We start from the raw sequence: 19,076 nt of genomic DNA on the forward strand, positions 1-19,076 counted from the left end.
CACATGATCCTTGGCGCGATTTGAAGTCCACGTGAATTCCCTTGTCCCCAGCGCAACCGTCGACATTTCTCGCAAATGTCGGGCATCCGCCACTTTTGTCAGGTTTGTCGTGATTGGAACGTTTTGTTCGCCGGTCTCTCCGTCAAATACACATCAACCTGCCCTCAACCCGCCCATTGATAAAAGAAAATGATCTTCTTGGCGCGTCGGAGCAGTTGGCATGGTGTTTGCTGATCCCTGGTTACAAGCGGCAGAAAGCAGTCTGCATTATGCCGGTTCATGAAACGAACGGAACGGAGGCCACCTGACCGTTCGTCATCGGATCCGCGTTCTACCAAGCGGCCATGCATCCGCCGGCGGAAGGGTCAATCCCGATGTCACAGCTTGCAACCAACTCAAAGAGAAGGAAAATGCAATGACCAAGATTTCCGAAAGATCCTTTGAAACGATCGAAAACCCGGGGTCATCGTCGCTCAAGGTGCCAGATCAGTTCGGCGCATCTGTTGAAAAGGGGAACAAGAAGGTGACAGAGGCTTTTTTGAAATTTGCGTCCGGCGCTGAAGCGACACAGAAAATGCTGCCTCCGATCCTCGAAACGACAAGTCTATTCGGCAACGAATTGTGGTGGAAGACGATCGCTGCACTGCAGGCCGACGCCGAGGCCAGCTTCTCACATTTGCAAGCTTTGCTGGGCGCGAATTCGCCGTCGCAGATCCTCGAACAGCAGTCGACCTTTTTCCGCAAGCGCGTTGAGACAAGTTTGCAGCACGCCAAGGAAGTCCGGGTGCTCTCAAGCAGGGCGGTGGAGGAAATCTCAAAGCCGGTCAAGGATGCTTTTGACAAGGTGCTGACGGACCTCAAGGCGACGTAAAAGCGGACTCGCACTTAAATCGCCTGGACTGATCGGGGGCGGCCTACCTTATTCATGGACGGAAAAGATGGTGACGGGGACCATCAGGTCGGGAGAGAGCTGGAAAGTGTGTCCTGCGATCTCGATAGCTCCAGCTAACAAGCTCCTGAAAACGGATCGCGGGCGGCCGGCGTGACATATTGGACGGTTTGAACTGGCGAAGAACCCACCATCTTGGTATCTAACCGCGTAGGCGGCAGGGGGCAGGGGGCAGGGAAGTGGTAATGGATTCACGCAGGGACATAGCCGAGCGGGTCATCGCGCGTTGGAAGGCGCGAGGAATCCGGATCGATGAAGACCCGGGTTTCATGGAACTGGTCGCTCTTTGGACGGCAGGGTCGATTGCGTCCGGTGAAATGCGCCGCCGGTATTCGGCGCTCCAGCGCGAGCGGTCGCTGTCCAGGTCAATGCCACTTGATGTGTATCCCTGCGACGAAGGGGCGGAGGTCGATCATCGATCGATTGCGATTCCAGACGACGAACCAGATGAACGGGGAGGTCTCGGACTGCCGGCGCAAGGGTGACTCTTACAAAGGGCTCATCACGCACCATTTCCTGGCGAGCGCGAACTTCACGAAACAGCGGGTCGACAAGCGCTGCGTCGCGTTGTGCATATTCTCGGGAAGAGTCCGAAAAATCCTTGCCACGAGCCGCAATGGCTGGCGGCTCAGCAAGGTAGAAGGTGAGGAGCGGCCGGCGGTACTGAGTCGACATCTTTATCAACTGTGGGCGTGTCGGCTCAGGGCATCTTCAAGCATGGCAAGGCGGTCGCTGCCCGCTATACAGGGTGCATCGCTAATGCCGAGCTTGTCGGCACATCTTCAACGCTGTGTCCCTCAGTCTCGTGCGCCCAGCGTCCGACAAGTTATTGTCTTCCATGGGAGTCCGGCTTGCGCAAATTGCCCCCGATGAAGGTTGGTCCGCCCGGGTCTTCCGCATGGAAAACGCGCGTTGCCTCAAAAACGCCGGTGCGCCATGCATAGGTCGTATCGTCGATCATCTGCGGCAAGACCTCCTGGTTTGTCGGACGACCGTACCATTTGGTGACGATGCGGGCGACTTTGGCGACGAGCGCGGTACTCATGCGAAGGTTCGAGTGTGCATCGAACATCTCCGGCGCCAAATAGCATCGAGACCTCGTTTGGGCGAAAGGTTATTCCTTTGCTGCAAAGCCTAGCTCAACGCGGCTGACATCTAAGATCGCCCGAAGGACGTCGATGCCGAATTTGAGGCTTTCCACCTCGACATCCAGCGAGATGCCCTCGGTGACTGTGCCTTTTGCGTTAGCGATTACCACCTCCTCCAGGTCTTCGAACCACTGAGGACTGTTCCCTTTGTGAAGCTTCGATAGTTCCGCAATCGCGACACTAAATGCCGATTGGACCGCGATTAGAGCGGCGCCGAGCTTTCGTTCGTCTACACCCGAGATGCAAACAATGGGGCTGTTTTTCTCATCCATGGGCTGTTCCTCTGCTGGCTCGCCACGAAACCCTATTTCAACTAATAGGCGACAGAGTCGTCGATCGCCGACGAATGCAAATAGGCCCGTAGGCTGGAGTCTCGGGTAGTTAGATCAACGAATACGCGATGCTGGGGGTGGACCATGTGGAAATGGTGGATGCGCTTGAGGCCTGTTGAAATCTGGGTCCAGCTTCCGAACGTTCCAACCGGCGGCAATGCCTCTAGGCCGTAAGCGTCGCACCTCCTGGTACGCGATAGCGGGTAATCCTTTGTACGAACTGGCTCGCATGCAAGGTCGCCCGAAGGACACAAGTGCCGAGCCTGGGCTTTCCGGCCATAGTCTTCAGTGAGACGTCTGTTGCTTCCACAACTCAACACATTCCGGCGAGCGGCATAAACCTGCAAACTCATTGTTTTTGATCCGCACGCGTCATACCTGGCCTGCACCCCACCGCCATGGCTTCGGCAAAAGGCCTTTTACTCAAAACGCAGGGACCTAGTTTGGCCCGTTTGTCAGGCAGCATCACAAAAAGATCTGCGGAAGGCTCGTCCCGCTTTGCGCGCTCAGGTGCGCCCGCAGTCGATCTGGCAGCGGATTGTTATTCAGGTACACTTTGCAATGAGGCGGAAGCTGCGACAGAATGTACGGCAGTGCAGTTCGCCCGTCGCCAAGTCCTCTCAGGTTGTTTCCACGAACGCTAAGCTCCTCCAGCCCCCTCGGCAGGTTAGGGGGCAGGTGGGTCAGTTCATTACTGTCGGTGCTGAGCCACTTTAGGGTGGCCGGGAGGTCCTCGGGTAGGCTAGTCAGTTCATTGTGAGGGACTTCGAGCCTCGTGAGCTTTGCAGGAAGGCGCTCGGGCAGGCGAATTATATTATTGAGTTCGGCGCGGAGATCCGTCAATTCGAGGGGGAGATTCTCCGGCAGGTGCGCGATTTCGTTGCGGGTGACATGAAGCTCCCTGAGCTCAGGCGGCAGGTTATCGGGCAAACTGGTCAGCCGGTTGTGGTTGACGTAGAGATACTTTAGTCCGGAAGGAAGCTCGTTCGGCAATCTGGTCAGCCGGTTGCCGTCGACGTAGAGCGTCTCGAGCATGTCCGGAAGAACCTCAGGCAGCGTGGTCAGCTGGTTGTCGCAGGCAGAGAGCTTTCGCAGACCGGGCGGGAGGTTGTTGGGCAGCCTGCCCAACCGGTTGTCATTGGCGTTGAGCCGCTGGAGGCCGGCCGGTAAGGTGGGGGGCAGTGCCGTTAGGGACAGCGATGTTAAGTTCAGGGGGGCACGAAAATTGCGGGTTTCCGTCCAGGCCTCGATCCGTGCCATTGCCTCGTGCCGGTCCTCGTCCTGCTCCTGCTGCCCGTCTTCCGCCCAGGCCAGTAAAATTTCTTTCAGTGCCGCTTCGCCGGACGAGGAGCCAGTCAAGCCTTCAACCCAGTTAAAGGTGTCTTCACCGCCTTGTTCGGAACTATTGCCAACACCCCCCTGCCTTCTGCCGTACATTGCGTCGTTCCTTAGGTCATTGCGTCACTGCTGATGTTACTTCCGTCGCGACCTTTCCTTCCAATACCAAATTCGTATCCCGTTATACTTCGGGGGCATGGCCAGCGTCCTCCCTCGAGCTGGACAGCGCATGATTTTTATCGCGACGTTGAACAATCCCACCATTGACATGCTGCGCAAACTCGGCCTGACAGGCATGGCCAGCGCCTATCAGGAACTCGAAACGCAAATAGAAGCGAGACACCTTCGAGCATGGTGAAAGGCTTCGACTGCTGCTCGAGGCGGCCACGCTCCGCCAGAAGCGCTTCGAGGCGAGAGCCCGCCCTGCAAAGCAGCGCTGTAACGCCCAGATCGAGAACGCTGATTTTTGCGCCGCCCGCGCCCTGATCGCAATTTCGTGACGCCGAGTGATAAAGGTATTTCATCCACCAGTTCCAGCTTGGTGGAGACCTAAACCAGACGCATTTGGAGCCGCTTGCGGCCGATTTCGCGTGGCAACTCCATCTAACTGAGGCGCAAGTTCCCGGAACAAACGCTCACGCGCGATAACCTTTCCTCATTTTCGGGCAATCTCGCAGTGTCACGTTGATTTGGTAGGTCAGCTTACGACGCCGAAGCCGTTACGCTTTTTCTCTACGCCTGCAGGGCCCTGCCGACTTAAAGGCAACGACTTCCGGACAGCCGAGGCCCAGAACCAGTTCACCTTGACATCGTGTCACTCGGGCGTAACAGGCGGCAGCCCGAGTGTCGCAATAAGCTTCATTATCGACGGCGTGGGTGGACCCGGTGTCGGCGGCGGCATGGAGACGATGGACCCGAGCCGCGGAGGTGTTGCCATAACGCCAATCATCGTGCCGATAATGGCGATCCCATCGCCGCTGATTTCGATGGCCTGCGGGCCGGTTCTGCCCGATACTACAAGGCGGATCTTGTCGGGTGTTACCTCGACGCGGCTACCTAAGGCCGCTGCGGCAGGGGAGTCGGGCGCGGCGCCGCCCGAGGTCAGGAGGAAGTGTCTCTTGACGTCGATGCTGTAGATATTCCCGACCTCGACGGTATGATTCTTCTGGGCCTTCAAATAGACCTCCTCACGGCCCTGCTTGTCCTCAAAGCGCAGTTCATTGTAGGCATTAGCGGCGCCGCCATCGGTATGCGTCCGGAAGGTCGACCGCGTTTTGTCGGTCGGCAGGGTTTCAGGCGGCAGATTTGAGCCATTGTATACGACGCCGGTCACCAGGGGCGTGTCGGGATTGCCGTGGATGAAATCAACCACGACCTCATGGCCGATCCGTGGGACGACCAGGTTGCCAAAACCCTTACCAGCGAAGTTCTGGGCCACCCGAATCCAGCAGGAGCTGTTCTCGTTCTTTCCGCCTTCTCGGTCCCAGAAGAACTGAACCTTCACACGGCCGTACTTATCCGTCGCGATCGACTCGCCCTCGGGGCCCACGACGACGGCCGTCTGCGGTCCGTGAATCAACCGCGCCGGTGTGCGGCGCCTCGGTCGGTACTGGGTTGTCGCGGGGATAATCTCTACGTTGCTGTGATAGAGGAACCGCTCGCCCTTCCCCCCCACGGTGTCCGCAGTGAGATCGTCCCCCACCTCACCGATGACAGTGAAGTCCTGTCCGACTGCCAGAAAGCGATCGGTGGGTTTCGGGCGGGAACCGACCTGGCCGTAGTAGAAGGGATTTGCCGCCTTGAATAATGACCCGGTCGTTATCTGGCGCGCAGTGCTTTCGATCCGCGCGCGATAAGCGTTGCAGGCGAGTTCCTCGGCACGGATGGTGGCGTAGAAATCGCCATCGCTTTTTTTTGTATACTGGCCTGGATACTCGAAGACCTCCCGCATTGCCGTGCAGCCGCTGCTTGCCGACGAGGTCTCGCCCGTTCTGACCGCCACGCTCTCCCGCGGTCGGGTGATGGCGCTTCCCGTGAGCTTGCATGGCGGAATGCCGCCTGTCCTCACGGGAGGAACACGCGCGACAGACGTCAGTTCTGCCATCGGCTTCTCATGGTCATAGTCCCTGAGAACGACCTTGTTCGGCTGTAGCGATACGACCTCGTCCCAATGCAGGATGACATCTTCTTGGTAAAGACTTCGGGCAGGCCTGAGATTGTGGTGGGTCTCTACGATCTCAGGCGTGCAGGCCATGTGACTCGCGGCGTTGTCGACCAGCACCAGGTCATGTTGGTCCTCAGCATGTTCAAAATAGTAGTAGATGCCGTCCTGCTCCATGAGGCGGCTGACGAAGGCCAGATCCGTTTCATCGTACTGGACGCAATATGGGCGCTGTGGGAACCGTCGGGCGGTCTGATTCTTGAAATTGCCTTTATGTTCTCGAAAAATCGTGGTGATGATCTCGATGCTCGTCTTGTTCTGAAAGACCCGACTGTTAGAGCGATGCTCGAGCAATGAAATCCACGGCCGCACCTGCGCCACGTAGTTGAGGTGCTCGGTATCGTCGAGGCCGAGATATTGGAAGCGCGTAACAACACCGTTGAAGAAGCGCGTTTGCGAGTCCTTGAGCTTAAGGCCGATTGTCAGGTTTTGACCGGGGATCGTAGCAAAGTTCTGAACTGGATTGCGGCTGGCGAGCTTCACCTCGTAGAGGAAAGGTTCCCCCAGCCGCTCGGTGCCACTGAGCCGCCGGAGAGAGATTTCATTCAACTCGGACGCGGCCGAAGTGACCGCAACAAAACGATTGTGCCTTAAGAGACTCTCGATTCTTGACTCGACCATGGTGGTGTGTGTTCCGCAGATTTGATGAGAAGGCGCGGTTGCGCCCGATGGCGTGAGTAGGATGCTGCCGAAGCCATCGGCGAAGATGCCGAAAAGCGTTTATTTCGTGCATCGAAATCGCCGACCGTTGCTCAGCCAAGATGTCTTGCTGGCCCGCATCGTCAGAGCCAAGCGGGGGAGGGCGGGGTGAAGAAAGCGTGTGGGTCTCTTGGAACTCACCCACGCTAAGTCCCACCCAAATCTCGCCATGCGGCCTTGTAACATCGATGAGTTGGCGGATTCCGGCGGTGCTAGCGACGACGTGTCTCCTGGAAGATTCAACCAGGCCCAGGGCGCAGCGCCCGAGCGGACAACCACGGTGGTCGAGTTTCGCCGCGATCGTCGGCTCGATAGGCCTCTCCGCTGCTGAAGCCTCAAGGGCGTCAAAATGGCGATAACGTTCCAAAGAGGCGTCACGGCGAATTTTGCAAAGGGCCTTGGCGGTCCCATTGCAGTTTGCGTTGAGCTTACTGAAGAGAGTCGAGCTTCCGATGCTTGTCATAACGGGCCTTCCAAGCCGCCGCCCGCCGTGCCGCCGCACTTGGTATCGAGGTTACGTGGGCCATTCACCCGTTCCAGATCGATCTCGCCAAGGAGATCTTCTCCCCGCCCGAAAAGAAGGTCGAGCGGGCCCGCCGCATCATGGATGTCCGTTTCAGGAGAGCGCCATGCGGCAGCCGGTGGGTCCCGGTCAGTCGGGGTAGTTGTCAAGTCATCGGCGTGCTGGCGCGTTTTCCTCTTGCCCATCCAACTGGACCATCCGAGTCTGCCGCAGCGACCCAACTGCACTTCCGGGACCTGCTCCTGACGGAGAACGAGGTTAATCTCCCAGTCAAGTTCATCTCCAAGGTAGTTGCAGATGATCTCCGCTATCGACTTAAGGCCGGGAGCTGCGGGCAGAAGCGATTCGTAATGAGCCAGGCTGAGGGGACCCACAATGAGTCGGAACCGATGGTGCCACACTCTGACCCTCGCACCTGCAATAGCGTTGCTGTTCAGCGTGCCCGTGGCCGGGTCGCGGCCCAGGAGGCAGAGCGATATGCGGGGCAGATCCACCCACTTTGGGACAAATTCACGGATATCAACCGGCGCCTCGACGAAGCTGGCGAGGATGGCAGCGAGCCCCTCGGCGTTGCGGGTGTGTGAGGCGAGACGGCCGGTGAAGTGGAGTTTGGCCAGATCAGGCATAGCATCCCGCGCGCGCAGGGAGGTCATCCCGAAGCCGGCTAGCGCGCCGAGCTGAAGGGCAAATCGATCTTCTTGTGGCCTGTCATAGCTCACGGTCGGTTCGCCCTCCGCCCATGCGCGGAAGAAGAACGAGGCCATTCGATGATGAAAGGTATCAGCAAATCGGATCAGCGTCTCATCCGCGGCGTTGTGCTGCCGGAGAAGGGCGTACTCCGTCAGATGCAATGGGAGGGGACCGTGGGGTCCAAACAAGCCGAAGGCGTAGGTGGAGATTACGGGGTCGTTCTCCTCGTGCGCAGTCACGCCCGCGATCGATCGAGTCGGAAATGCAAGGGAGGGCTGCTGGGCGATCCGCACGCGATCCAGGCTGGGACCGCTCGATTCTCCCAGCCGAGGCCGATCTGAGCAGATTGCATCGATCCGCCGCAGAGCCTGGAAGAAGTCGCAGGCATGCGGTTCGGCCCTGAGCGAGCTTAGGAAGTCGCCGAGTGCCCCCGAAATCAAAGGATCGCCCGGCGGCCGGCCATCGTCGGCCATCGCATTACCTCCCCGCGCTGTAGCGTCGAGACGACCATCTCGGTGAAGCTGTTGATGGATACGTATTTCGCGAAGAACTGGTTGAGCACGGAGGCGAGCGGAAAGATGCCAACGCCTTCGAAGGCCGCTTCGTCCAGGATGATACCAACCTCAATCCCACGTGCTACGGCGGCTTGTCCACCGCTGGACAATCGCCTGACCGCAGGCCTGGACCGAATCTCCCGGATCCCGTCGATCTGCCGTGAGGCGAAGGCATTGACTGGATCGACGTAGAGGCGGAGGAGTTCACGTAGCGCTTCTGCGCCCCGGTGGTCGTTCCTATCGGAATTGCTGATCGAGAGGTAGTTCAGTGAAAGATGGCTAATTAATCGCCAAGTGATATCGCCATTGGCGAAGGAGTGGCGCGGTCGGCTCGGGGGCGATACGCACCGGGTGGCGGTAACTGGAGCGCCGATTTCCAGGGTGAAGTCTGTCTCGTCCCGGCCGATCGGCAGCAGCAGCGCCAGATCCCGGTTCGAGCACAGGCAGTTTACAGACAAATGCCGGAGTTCCGCCGAATAGGGAGCCGCCTGGCGATCAACTAGAGAAACGAACGTTTCGCTGCCGATGTAGCCAGTCCGCGCGCCATTTAGACGCTGGTGCTCCGACATGAGGCGCTGCTCCCGGCGGATCGCGTAGTATCTGGAATGCTGCTCCTCCTGACCGTGCGCGCTGATGCTATAGAACGGGTAGAACCTCACGGGAGCCGCTTCGTTTTTCGCCCCGTCTCCGCTCATCTCGAGGATCGAGTGGACCTCAAAGTCGAGCGGCCTCATCCTGTCAACAATCACATGATGCTCGGTGTTCTTGTCGCTCACGTGGACGAGATCTGCCTGGCGTTCGAAGAGATTAATCGCGGGCGTTGCGAAGAGAACGATATTTTGGGGCCCGAGCTGTCGTTCCAGCCGTGGCTCGACACGTCTGAGTGCGAAGACGATCTCAAGGGTCTCGGCAGTTGACAGGGCTACTGCGTCTGCCAGCCCGCTAACCTCGACGAACAACGTCCGCTCCGCGAGGGCGAAATACTCCTGTAGGAGACGGTACCCGTCGAAAGAGCGTGGCACCTCGGGCAGGAGAGCACAGCTCGGCTCCAAACCGCGTTGCTGCAGCGCATGAACCGGAATCTTTTCCTGCCAAGGGATAGGCCGGCCGACCGGACGGGCTATGATATTGCATGCGTCACCGAGAAGCTGTTCGGCGAGTGCGGCGCCGATGCCACCGGGGCCTGTTAGGTGCAGTGTGAGAGCCTCTAGTCCGAGTTTATTGAACGGCATGCCATTGGTGGTGCGAAGGCGTAGTCGCAAAGCAGCCTTCGCATCTTGCCGGGCCGGAAGATCCAGTGCGGCGATCTGCCCCGGCGTCGAAAAATAATCGGCAGCGCTCACCACAATTGGCCAGAGATGCACATCATGGGCCGTGCGGAACTCGCAATGTGTGACGGCGCCCGGAGCAAGACGGCCCAAAAGCTTGGTTCCCCGCGGCACGAGGTATCCATTTTCAAGTCGTCCGGCATCCTGGTCGGGCTCGAAACGGACGATCGTCATCGAGGGGAGCGGCGGTAGAAAATGCGGATAGACCATCTCCAGGAGGTGCTGGGTGAATTCCGGAAAGCGAGACTGAAGCTTCAATTGCACCCGCGCCGCCATGAAAGCGAAGCCTTCCAGAAGCCGCTCGACGTAGGGGTCGGCGACCTCCGCTGATTCCATCCCGAGCCGGGCGGCGACCTTCGGGAATGCACGGGCGAACTCGGCCCCCATCTCGCGCATATAAGCAAGTTCGTCGTTGTACAGTCGCAGGAGCCGGGGATCCATCAGCTTATCTCTGTACCGAGATGAACGCGGGCGGATTCGAGCTCGGAATCTACCTCCGTACGCATCACCATTCGCACCGGCAATGGCTGCGCCCACAGATCGGCTTCGATCCTAAAGCGAAAAGTGCCGCAACCCTGACCATCGTCCAGGACCGTGACCTTCAGGGTGTCCGGTAAGAGACGCGGCTCAAAGCGCTGAAGGCTCTCGATTATCGCTTCGCGCAATGCGCTCTTATCCATGCCTTCGCGAATTTGTCCGCTGAGAGGCCAGGCACCATAATTAAGTGCACTGGCCGCTACGTGAGGGTACGCTTGTAGATCTACGGTTGCACCCAATTGATTGGTGTTCAACAACCAGGAAACATCGCGTAGAATCACCTCTTCCAGTTGGCGAACAGAGAAGCTGCGCTTGTCCTGCGCTTCACACGAGCTGCGCGGCTCATCGTCCGTAAGCCGGTCCAGGAGGGATGGTTGCACGAGATCCCGCTTAACATCTCTGCCCATGTTACAATCTCCAGGTGCAATGGCGACGAGTCGATCTGTCGTTTTCGCGCGCAGCCCCGAATATTCCCGGGTTGCCGATGGCCCCATCAGCCGACGAGCCTATTGAAGTCGGTGCTGTTCGCGATTTGGTTCCAGATGCCCTCGCCAGCTTTGGTAAGAGCGCCTTTTTCATCCTGCCTGTAATAAATGACCTTGCAGGCGCCGAACCGGAATGTGATCGTCTCCTCGGGGGCCTCTTCCGCATAGGACCACTCGACCTTCTCGACTACCAGCATGTTGAAACTCCAGTGCAAGAACAGGTTCGATTCTGATGTAGCTTGTCCGCTCCCCGTCGCTTTGAAAAGTTTCAGTTCGACGCTATTGAAGTGGGCGCCGCGACCACAGGCAACGTACAGAGAGGGCGATGACGTATCCACCTGCTTCTTGATAGTGAAGACCTCGAATTCGGCCTTGCCCGCGCCCGCCCCGGCGGTATGAGGCCCAATGTTCAGCTTGTTTTCGAGTGAAAAGCTCCATTCGTCCGCTAGGGTGATACCGTCCTTTAGAATGATAGATTCGCCCTTGGGCAAAATGCCGTCCTTGGACGCTTGCGTGAATTTTATAACCGCGTCGAACGCCATGATGGACTTTCCTTTTCTCGTTGATCTGATTGGGCCTGGATTGCATCGGCCAGCCCGGGGCAGCTATTCCGGAGTTTTGGCGCCGAGAACGGAGCACAATCATCTGCGGGTTTTCTCAGTCCTTGCGGGCGGATGGCAGGCGCGAGACAAGTCTCAAAGAGATGGTTAGGCCTTCGAGCTGGTAGTGTGGCCGCATGTAAAATCTCGCAACGTAATATCCGGGATTATCTTCGACCTCTTCCACCTTGACCTCGGCTGAGGAGAGCGGCTGCTGTGCCTTACTCTCTTCGCTCCCAAGCTCGGGCGAGGGGTGGACATAGCCCTGAATCCATTGGTTGAGCCACTCCTCGACCTCGTGGCGCTCCTTGAACGTGCCAATCTTGTCCCGGACCATACACTTCAAATAATGTGCGAAGCGGCAGGTTGCGAAGATGTAGGGTAGCCGGGCACTGAGTTCGGCGTTCGCTGACGCGTCGGGGTCTTCGTATTTGACCGGCTTGTTAATAGTTTGAGCGCCAATAAATACGCCGAGGTCCGTGTTTTTGCGGTGCAACAGCGGTAGAAGACCGTTTTTGGACAGTTCGGCCTCACGGCGGTCGCTGATCGCGATCTCAGTGGGGCATTTTAGGTCGACGCCACCGTCGTCGCTGCGGAAGGTATGTACCGGCAGACCCTCGACCAGGCCGCCGGATTCGACGCCACGAATTCTGGAGAGCCAGCCATAGAGCTTGAACGAGCGCGTGATATTTACGCCCATGGCGTAGGCTGCGTTCGTCCAAAGGTATTTCTCGCTGTCGCCGCCGTCTGTGTCCTCCTCGAAGGCGAATTCATCGACCGGGTTGGTTTTGGCCCCGTAGGGCAGCCGGCCAAGGGTGCGTGGTAAGGTCAGGGCCACGTACCGAGAGTTCTCGCTCTCGCGGAACGCCCGCCAAGGGGCATGTTCGGGCGTGAGGAAGATTTTTGTGATGTCACGCGGGTTCGCAAGCTCACGCCAAGAATCCATCTGCAGCAGATGTGGTGAGACGGCAGATATAAGCGGTGAGTGGCTCGCCGCCGCGATCTGCGCCAGTCCCGAAAGCAACTCTACGTCCGGTGGGGTATGGTCGAAATAGTAGTCGGCAATCAGGCAGCCATAGGGTTCACCGCCGATTTGGCCGTATTCGTCTTCGTAAATTTTTTTGAATAGCGGACTCTGATCCCAGGTGACACCCTTATATTTCCGCAGAGTTCGGGACATCTCCACCTTTGAAACTGGGAGAACGCGAATCTTCAACGTTTCATCGGTTTCGGTGTTGATGGCAAGGTGATGCAAGCCCCGCCAAGCTGATTCCACGCGCTGGAAATTTTCGTGATGGAGGATCTCGTTGAGTTGTGCAGAAAGCTTCTGGTCGATCGAAGCAATCATTGCTTGGATAGTCGTGACGACATCGTCGCTGATCAGCGACGTGTTTTGAAGTGCCTGCTCGGCCAGTGTTCGGACGGCACTCTCCACCAAGTCACGGGAGTGGTCCGAGCGGATCTTGAACTCGAATCGAAGCATGCGGGTGAAATCGCCGAGATCAACGGTGGCGACCTGTACATCTGTGGCATCTGCAGGCATCATGATCAGTTCTCCTCTGTGTCTGGGGATGCCAATGGCGGAGCGGCAACCACTGCATCAGGCTTCTCAGTCTCGATGCCATTGCCGAGGGCGCTTAGCAGTGCCGAATCCGCGAGGAAGTGGGTGAGCAACTCTTCGGCACCGTTCTTCCCGTCCATATAGGCCAGCAGATTGGAGAGCTCCGTTCGCGCCTCGAGCAGCCTGCTAAGGCTGTCGACCTTGCGCGCCACGGCCGCCGGCGAGAAATCTTCGAGCCGCTCGAACGTCAAGTCGACAGCGAGTTGGCCTTCTCCGGTCAATAGGTTCGGCACCCGCATCACCACCCTGGGCCTCAGCGATCTGAGCCGATCATCGAAATTGTCGATATCGATCTCCATCATCTTGCGCTCCGCGACAGGGGCAAGCGGCTCGGCAGCATTGCCGGCGAGGTCGGACATCACGCCGACCACGAAGGGAAGCTGAACCTTCTTCTGAGAGCCATAGGTCTCGACGTCGTATTCGATCTGTACGCGAGGCGGACGAACCCGCGCGATGAACTTTTGACTACTCGCCTTTGTCATGTGTTCCACTCTCCTGATAGGGAAGATTGCGCACGTCACGTGCCCTCGCCGACCGCCAGACCGGCAATCGAACGGTATTGGGCAACCCCTTCTGGCGCCAACTCTTTGATAAGAGCCATGAAGTCCTTCGAGACAAGTCGCTGCGCGCGCTCCAGGAGGGCTGGCAGTGGGCTCGCGGGCTCATTCACCTGGTACCAGTGGCAAATGCGGCCAAGAATTTCGACAACGTCATCGCGGTTGCGGATCACTTCGGGGTAAGAGGCCTTGCTAGAGTCTGGCAATGGAGATGCCGGGGCTGCAGGCTGGGCCCTTTTCCGATGGGCGTCGACCAGATCCTTGGCCTGGGTGAGTAGCACTATCAGAGGGTCGAATCGAACGGCCTCGTCACTCGCGACGTGCTGCCGAACACTCGCGTCTAGATGGGTGGCGGCTGCCAGGCTGGCGTGGAGACCAGTGCTGATCTGCTCGAGCTGCAGTGGGTCGGTGTCGATGAAGGCGTGCTCGATGGTCGAACGATCAATTTCCGTAGATTGGGACCGTAGCGCACCAGCCCAATCGCGGAGCGTAAAAGTCCCGAATTGCCTGGAGGAGGTGAGTGGGACTTGGCGTATTTCTGCCAAGAGCCCGGAGAGATCGCAGAGGCTCGCTAGAGCGTTGAGGCGAACGGTCTGATCTTCGTCATCTTCTGGATCCGGTCGCGGATGTAGCTCTGACCAGTAGAGCTCGACATAGGCCGCGAGCAGCTCAAGCCCCCGACTTAGACCAGAGAAGCCGAACTGACTGAGGGCGGATCGTGTGAGCAAGATGCCGACTCTTAGATCCTTAGTGCGGGCAGAAAGGTCGAGGCCAAGCCGCCACACCTCTGTCCAATCGGGAGCCTCCTCGGTGGCGATGGAGTCGCCTATCTGCTGGTGCGGCTTGCCATGCGACGCTATCTCCAGCTCCAGGAAGCTCAAATCGTAATCGAGAGCATCCCCGCATGCGTTGCCGTCGCTGATCGGTTTTAATAGATGATCTGCATCGAGCATGACCCAAATCCCAGTTTTCCCGACATAAAAGATCGTCGCGCCTCTGTTTCTCAATGTTTAGCAATGAGCAGACGCGATTGCTCATGCACAATCGACATTCGTATATGTCGTGAATGCTTGGGGCGTGAATGCCGCCGCTTCGGATCTTGACGCAGCTATGTGCTGCTCAGGCGCGAGGGACACCCTTGTGAACAACAAGAAGCTCTTCCGGGTCCATCGGGAGGAGAAGCTCACGATGCGCAAGCGCCGTGGCCGGAAACGAGCGAAAGGCAAGCGTTGGTGTTGATCCCGCTGGCTGCCAATGATCGTTGGCGCGGGTTCAGGCTTCTGATGGTCGTGAGGAAAGCCGGACTCTCGTCGCCGATACTTCGCTCTCCGGCCTGCGGTCGCCTGTGGACTGGATCGGGTTATCGAGGAGCGTGGCAAGCCAAGCACTCTGGCCTCGGCTGACTAACCCTGCAGAGTTCGCCCAGATCGGCAACCCGCGACGTGATGCAGTGCTGCGCAGCCGGAATGGTCTCCGCACCTAAACCCGCCGATGCCGCCGCGGATGCGCAACCCACCGCTGGAGCGAACCCCAAACTGGATAAACTTGACGGTACAAGCTCAGCCAGATTGAATTGACATCGTCGGGCAGTCGTTGCAAAGGGCAACCTGCGGAGTACCGTTGCAAACGTGAGCCTGAAGGCCTCCAACTACGAAGTCTTCGCGCGGCCGCCTCCGCGCCAGTTGCTGCATAAGGTGGATGGCGTCCTCGGCGATCGCTCTTGGGGGTGTCGGCGCGCGGACCCTCATCGAACGAGCGGCCAGCCGGCGGGTCCATCGCGCGTGCAGCGACCCGGCGTCAGTGGTAGAACGGCTCGAGCACTTCAACGGCATTATATCTCCTGCGCTCCGCCGGACCGCCGCACGAGGCATATAGGGCGACAATCTGGATGAGATCCGTATTGACCGCATGTAACGATGCTCCCCGAGATTCGCACGTTGCCTCATTCATTTTGCTCCCAGTTGGAGCGAAGGAGTGGGGTGCGGAGATGGCGGGGTTTCGCAGCGGCCGGCCTCCTTCGTGAGCGCCATTGCCGTTTTCGACGGAAGTCGAAGTTTAATAACCATCGTCGCGGTATTTACTTTTGACAATGGGTGTGATGCGGCTTTGCGTGATCTTCTAAAAAGAATCGAGTCCCGCCGCCAATCCCCCGTTCTATCGCGCACCTACCGCATCCCAACGTGACTGTCGACCCTGCTTCCATTAGTCGTGCAGGGCAACCACGCGGTCTCTCGTGCAGATCCCTGCGATTTCGAATTGACGGACACCGACCCCGTTTGACGGTCGTGGAGTGCACGCACTTAGTCACCCTAGCCGCCCGCGCACTGCAACCCCGCTGTAGCGATCCTTCTACCTCTATGCTAAAGAAAGTTTTGGAAAAACTTGCCTCGTCGCCATCGTTCGACGGCGGCCTTGGCGCCAATCTTGCGAGGAGCGGGCTGATGGTCGCAGCGGCATGCGAGCCGACATTCTGCGCTCCCGACCGTCGAAGACGAGGTCGCTCTCGGCGTGTTAGTCAGCCGGAATGCGCCGGCCGTCGTGCCCCTAAATATCGATCTCGAGCCAGGTATTGGCCTCCAGACTGAAGAAAAATTCGGCGCTCTCACATGCTCATGCAATCCCGTGGTGGACAACCAACGCACATGATGGTGCAGTTCCTAGGGAATGTGGTGATGAGTCATGAGCCGTCCTATATCACCTTGAACGCTGCCCTCCTGGCTATCCCTTTCTTCGAGGCACCCACGATTATGGCGGCATCGGCGGCGCTGAGATCGGGATGGGCCGCCTTCAGTGCGTCTGCCCACGCCCCCTTACTCTGCCCCGGCAGCTGCGGTGTCTGCCTAGCGATTTCGTCCAGCCTCGCCTGGTCCTGGGCCGACACCGTCTGGAACGCCGTCCTCACGGCGATATCGCGCCTTACGGCACCCACGACTATGGCGGCATCGGCGGCGCTGAGATCGGGATGGGCCGCCTTCAGCGCGTCCGCCCACGCCCCCTTGCTCTGCCCCGGCAGCTGCGGTGTCGCCGCCTTGATCTCGTCCAGCCTCGCCTGATCCTGGGCCGACACCGTCCGGAACGCCGCCCTCCTGGCGATATCGTCCCTAAAGGTGCCCAGGATGGTGGCGGCATCGGCGGCGCTGAGATCGGGATGGGCCGCCTTCAGCGCATCGGCCCAGGCCGCATTGCTCCCCCCCTGCCGCGGTGTTGCCGCCGCGATTTCGTCCAGCCTCGCCTGGTCCTGGGCCGACACCGTCCGGAACGCCGCCCTTTTAGCAATATCCTGCTTTATGGCACCCACGATTACGGCGGCATCGGCGGCGCTGAGATCGGGATGGGCCGCCTTCAGCGCGTCCGCCCAGGCCGCATTGCTCTGCCCCGGCAGCTGCGGTGTCTGCCTAGCGAGTTCGTCCAGCCTCGCCTGGTCCTGGGCCGACACCGTCCGGAACGCCGCCCTCCTGGCGATTTCGTCCTTTGCGGCGCCCACGATGGTGGCGGCATCGGCGGCGCTGAGATCGGGATGGGCCGCCTTCAGCGCGTCCGCCCAGGCCGCATTGCTCCGCCCCTGCCGCGGTGTCACCGCCGCGATTTCGTCCAGCCTCGCCTGGTCCTGGGCCGACACCGTCCGGAACGCTGCCCTCACGGCGATATCGTCCTTTAAGGCGCCCACGATTGTGGCGGCATCGGCGGCGCTGAGATCGGGATGGGCCGCCTTCAGCGCGTCCGCCCACGCCCCCTTGCTCTGCCTCGACTGTCGCGGTGTTTGCCTGGCGATTTCGTCCAGCCTCGCCTGGTCCTGAGCCGACACCGTCCGGAACGCCGCCCTTTTTACAATATTATGCTTTACGGAACCCACAATTATGGCGGCATCGGAGGCGCTGAGATCGGGATGGGCCGCCTTCAGCGCGTCCGCCCACGCCCCCTTGCTCTGCCCCGGCAGCCGCGGTGTCTGCCTAGCGATTTCGTCCAGCCTCGCCTGATCCTGGGCCGACACCGTCTGAAAAGCCGCCCTCCTGGCGATAACTCGCTTTACGGCGCCCACGATGGCGGCGGCATCGGCGGCGCTGAGATCGGGATGGGCCGCCTTCAGTGCGTCCGCCCACGCCCCCTTGCTCTGCCCCTGTAGCTGCGGTGTCTGCCTGGCGATTTCGTCCAGCCTCGCGTGGTCCTGGGCCGACACCGTCTGGAACGCTGTCCTTTTAGCAATATCCTGCTTTACGGCATTCACGATTATGGCGGCATCGGCGGCGCTGAGATCGGGATGGGCCGCCTTCAGCGCGTCCGCCCACGCCCCCTTGCTCTGCCCCGGCAGCCGCGGTGTCACCGCCGCGATTTCGTCCAGTCTCGCCTGGTCCTGGGCCGACACCGTCTGGAACGCGGCCCTTTTAGCAATATCCTGCTTTACGGCACCCACGATTATGGCGGCATCGGCGGCGCTGAGATCGGGATGGGCCGCCTTCAGCGCGTCCGCCCACGCCCCCTTGCTCTGCCCCGGTAGCTGCGGTGTCTGCCTGGCGATTTCGTCCAGCCTCGCCTGGTCCTGGGCCGACACCGTCCGGAACGCCGTCCTCCTTGCAATATCGTCCTTAAAAGAGCCCACGGTTATGGCGGCATCGGCGGCGCTGAGATCGGGATGGGCCGCCTTCAGCGCGTCCGCCCACGCCCCCTTGCTCTGCCCCGACAGCTGCGGTGTCGCCGCCTTGATCTCGTCAAGCCTCGCCCGGTCCTGGGCCGACACCGTTCGATACGCCGCCCTCCTGGCGATAACCCGCTTTACGACGCCCACGATTACGGCGGCATCGGCGGCGCTGAGATTGGGATGGGCCGCCTTCAGCGCGTCCGCCCACGCCCCCTTGCTCTGCCTCGACTGCCGCGGTGTCTGCCTGGCGATTTCGTCCAGCCTCGCCTGGTCCTGGGCCGACACCGTCCGGAACGCCGCTCGATTGACGAGATCGCCCGTTGAGGCCCCCACGATTATGCCGGCATTCGCGGCGCTGAGATCAGGCGCCAACGCCAGCGGCCTTTGAGCATATAACGTCTGCCTGCGGCTGGGCCTGGGATCTGCGTCCTTCTCAGTAGTCCGCCTCTTGCGCCCGCCACCGGTCGGATCGCTGGGCTCCGCGGGCACCTCGGACATGGCCGAATGCTCCTCTCTTCCACCCGGCACCTCGGTGGGCCCGGCAACCGCTGAGGCTTCTAAATTCCCAAGGCCATGCAGCCCCCCGCGCTGAGGGCCAGTCTCCAGCGGCTGGCCCTCGACGAGGTGAATAGTGCGATCGGCATTATTGTATTCATCTGTTGTCCTCGTGAGGTTGAACGCGGTCTCTGCCGGGACGACCGGAACTCTCGTCAGTTCCGTCATGTCAGCCATCATTTGCGGGGTTTGTTCTTCAGGGCTTTGAAGCTCGGTCGGCGGGCTTGGCTGGTCGACGCTTAGCCTTTCCACGTAACGCAATACCGAATTCTCTTGCCAGATGTCGTCCGAATTGAAGTTGTCG

14 protein-coding genes and 3 pseudogenes are annotated in these 19,076 nt (G+C 59.6%); 5 read left to right on the forward strand and 12 right to left on the reverse strand.

Annotation, left to right across the window (positions count from 1 at the left end):
* Nucleotides 1-415 precede the first annotated feature (415 nt).
* Entirely contained in the window at nucleotides 416-871 is a 456-nt protein-coding gene (locus N2597_RS31715) for a phasin (RefSeq protein ID WP_010024976.1), read from the forward strand.
* A 263-nt stretch (nucleotides 872-1,134) separates the two neighbouring features.
* The gene (locus N2597_RS31720) at nucleotides 1,135-1,434 is read left to right on the forward strand and encodes a hypothetical protein (RefSeq protein WP_004680434.1); all 300 of its coding nucleotides are present in this window, start codon (nucleotides 1,135-1,137) and stop codon (nucleotides 1,432-1,434) included.
* Between the two features lie 341 nt (nucleotides 1,435-1,775).
* Here the strand turns inward: N2597_RS31720 and N2597_RS31725 are convergent, their stop codons facing one another.
* The 3 genes from N2597_RS31725 to N2597_RS31735 all read right to left on the reverse strand — a co-directional run bounded on the left by N2597_RS31725 (nucleotide 1,776) and on the right by N2597_RS31735 (nucleotide 3,866).
* Complete coding sequence (locus tag N2597_RS31725; RefSeq protein ID WP_008536036.1) at nucleotides 1,776-2,021, reverse strand: lysozyme family protein; 246 nt, start codon at nucleotides 2,019-2,021, stop codon at nucleotides 1,776-1,778.
* A 42-nt stretch (nucleotides 2,022-2,063) separates the two neighbouring features.
* On the reverse strand, nucleotides 2,064-2,369 hold the full coding sequence (locus tag N2597_RS31730) for a hypothetical protein (protein WP_004680432.1): 306 nt from the start codon (nucleotides 2,367-2,369) through the stop codon (nucleotides 2,064-2,066).
* 525 nt (nucleotides 2,370-2,894) lie between these two features.
* The gene (locus tag N2597_RS31735; protein ID WP_004680431.1) at nucleotides 2,895-3,866 is read right to left on the reverse strand and encodes a leucine-rich repeat domain-containing protein; all 972 of its coding nucleotides are present in this window, start codon (nucleotides 3,864-3,866) and stop codon (nucleotides 2,895-2,897) included.
* A gap of 130 nt (nucleotides 3,867-3,996) precedes the next feature.
* On the opposite strand from N2597_RS31735, the gene N2597_RS31740 reads away from it, so the two are divergent.
* Nucleotides 3,997-4,125 (forward strand): hypothetical protein, encoded by a 129-nt coding sequence (locus tag N2597_RS31740; RefSeq protein WP_010068000.1) that lies wholly within the window; start codon nucleotides 3,997-3,999, stop codon nucleotides 4,123-4,125.
* Nucleotides 4,126-4,581: 456 nt separating this feature from the next.
* Here N2597_RS31740 and N2597_RS31745 read toward each other — a convergent pair whose 3' ends face one another.
* On the reverse strand, nucleotides 4,582-6,609 hold the full coding sequence (locus tag N2597_RS31745; RefSeq protein ID WP_004680430.1) for a type VI secretion system Vgr family protein: 2,028 nt from the start codon (nucleotides 6,607-6,609) through the stop codon (nucleotides 4,582-4,584).
* A gap of 549 nt (nucleotides 6,610-7,158) precedes the next feature.
* On the opposite strand from N2597_RS31745, the pseudogene N2597_RS31750 reads away from it, so the two are divergent.
* Nucleotides 7,159-7,296: pseudogene (locus N2597_RS31750) on the forward strand (CoA ester lyase); the annotation flags it as partial.
* A gap of 153 nt (nucleotides 7,297-7,449) precedes the next feature.
* Here N2597_RS31750 and tssG read toward each other — a convergent pair.
* From tssG to tssA, 7 genes and pseudogenes are all read right to left on the reverse strand, one after another.
* Nucleotides 7,450-8,373: pseudogene (tssG, locus tag N2597_RS31755) on the reverse strand (type VI secretion system baseplate subunit TssG); the annotation flags it as partial.
* On the reverse strand, nucleotides 8,337-10,223 hold the full coding sequence (tssF, locus tag N2597_RS31760) for a type VI secretion system baseplate subunit TssF (RefSeq protein WP_008536039.1): 1,887 nt from the start codon (nucleotides 10,221-10,223) through the stop codon (nucleotides 8,337-8,339). The gene tssF and the pseudogene tssG, both read right to left, overlap by 37 nt.
* A complete protein-coding gene (gene tssE, locus N2597_RS31765) occupies nucleotides 10,223-10,726 on the reverse strand; it encodes a type VI secretion system baseplate subunit TssE (protein WP_004680427.1) in 504 nt (167 codons plus the stop codon). Before tssE ends, tssF begins: the two co-directional genes overlap by 1 nt.
* Nucleotides 10,727-10,812: 86 nt before the next feature.
* Entirely contained in the window at nucleotides 10,813-11,346 is a 534-nt protein-coding gene (locus N2597_RS31770; RefSeq protein WP_004680426.1) for an Hcp family type VI secretion system effector, read from the reverse strand.
* 115 nt (nucleotides 11,347-11,461) lie between these two features.
* Nucleotides 11,462-12,949 carry a type VI secretion system contractile sheath large subunit gene (tssC, locus tag N2597_RS31775; RefSeq protein WP_004680425.1) on the reverse strand — a complete coding sequence of 496 codons (1,488 nt, stop codon included), beginning with the start codon at nucleotides 12,947-12,949 and terminating at the stop codon, nucleotides 11,462-11,464.
* A 2-nt stretch (nucleotides 12,950-12,951) separates the two neighbouring features.
* Entirely contained in the window at nucleotides 12,952-13,506 is a 555-nt protein-coding gene (gene tssB / locus N2597_RS31780) for a type VI secretion system contractile sheath small subunit (RefSeq protein WP_004680424.1), read from the reverse strand.
* Nucleotides 13,507-13,541: 35 nt separating this feature from the next.
* Nucleotides 13,542-14,534 (reverse strand): type VI secretion system protein TssA, encoded by a 993-nt coding sequence (tssA, locus tag N2597_RS31785; protein ID WP_004680423.1) that lies wholly within the window; start codon nucleotides 14,532-14,534, stop codon nucleotides 13,542-13,544.
* A 93-nt stretch (nucleotides 14,535-14,627) separates the two neighbouring features.
* On the opposite strand from tssA, the pseudogene N2597_RS31790 reads away from it, so the two are divergent.
* A pseudogene (locus N2597_RS31790) lies at nucleotides 14,628-14,979 on the forward strand (IS3 family transposase); the annotation flags it as partial.
* A gap of 1,291 nt (nucleotides 14,980-16,270) precedes the next feature.
* Here N2597_RS31790 and N2597_RS31795 read toward each other — a convergent pair.
* A complete protein-coding gene (locus N2597_RS31795; protein WP_183599852.1) occupies nucleotides 16,271-18,550 on the reverse strand; it encodes a hypothetical protein in 2,280 nt (759 codons plus the stop codon).
* Nucleotides 18,551-19,076 lie beyond the last annotated feature (526 nt).

Origin of the sequence: Rhizobium sophoriradicis, assembly GCF_025200795.1 — a bacterium.
Taxonomy (GTDB): Bacteria; Pseudomonadota; Alphaproteobacteria; order Rhizobiales; family Rhizobiaceae; genus Rhizobium; species Rhizobium sophoriradicis.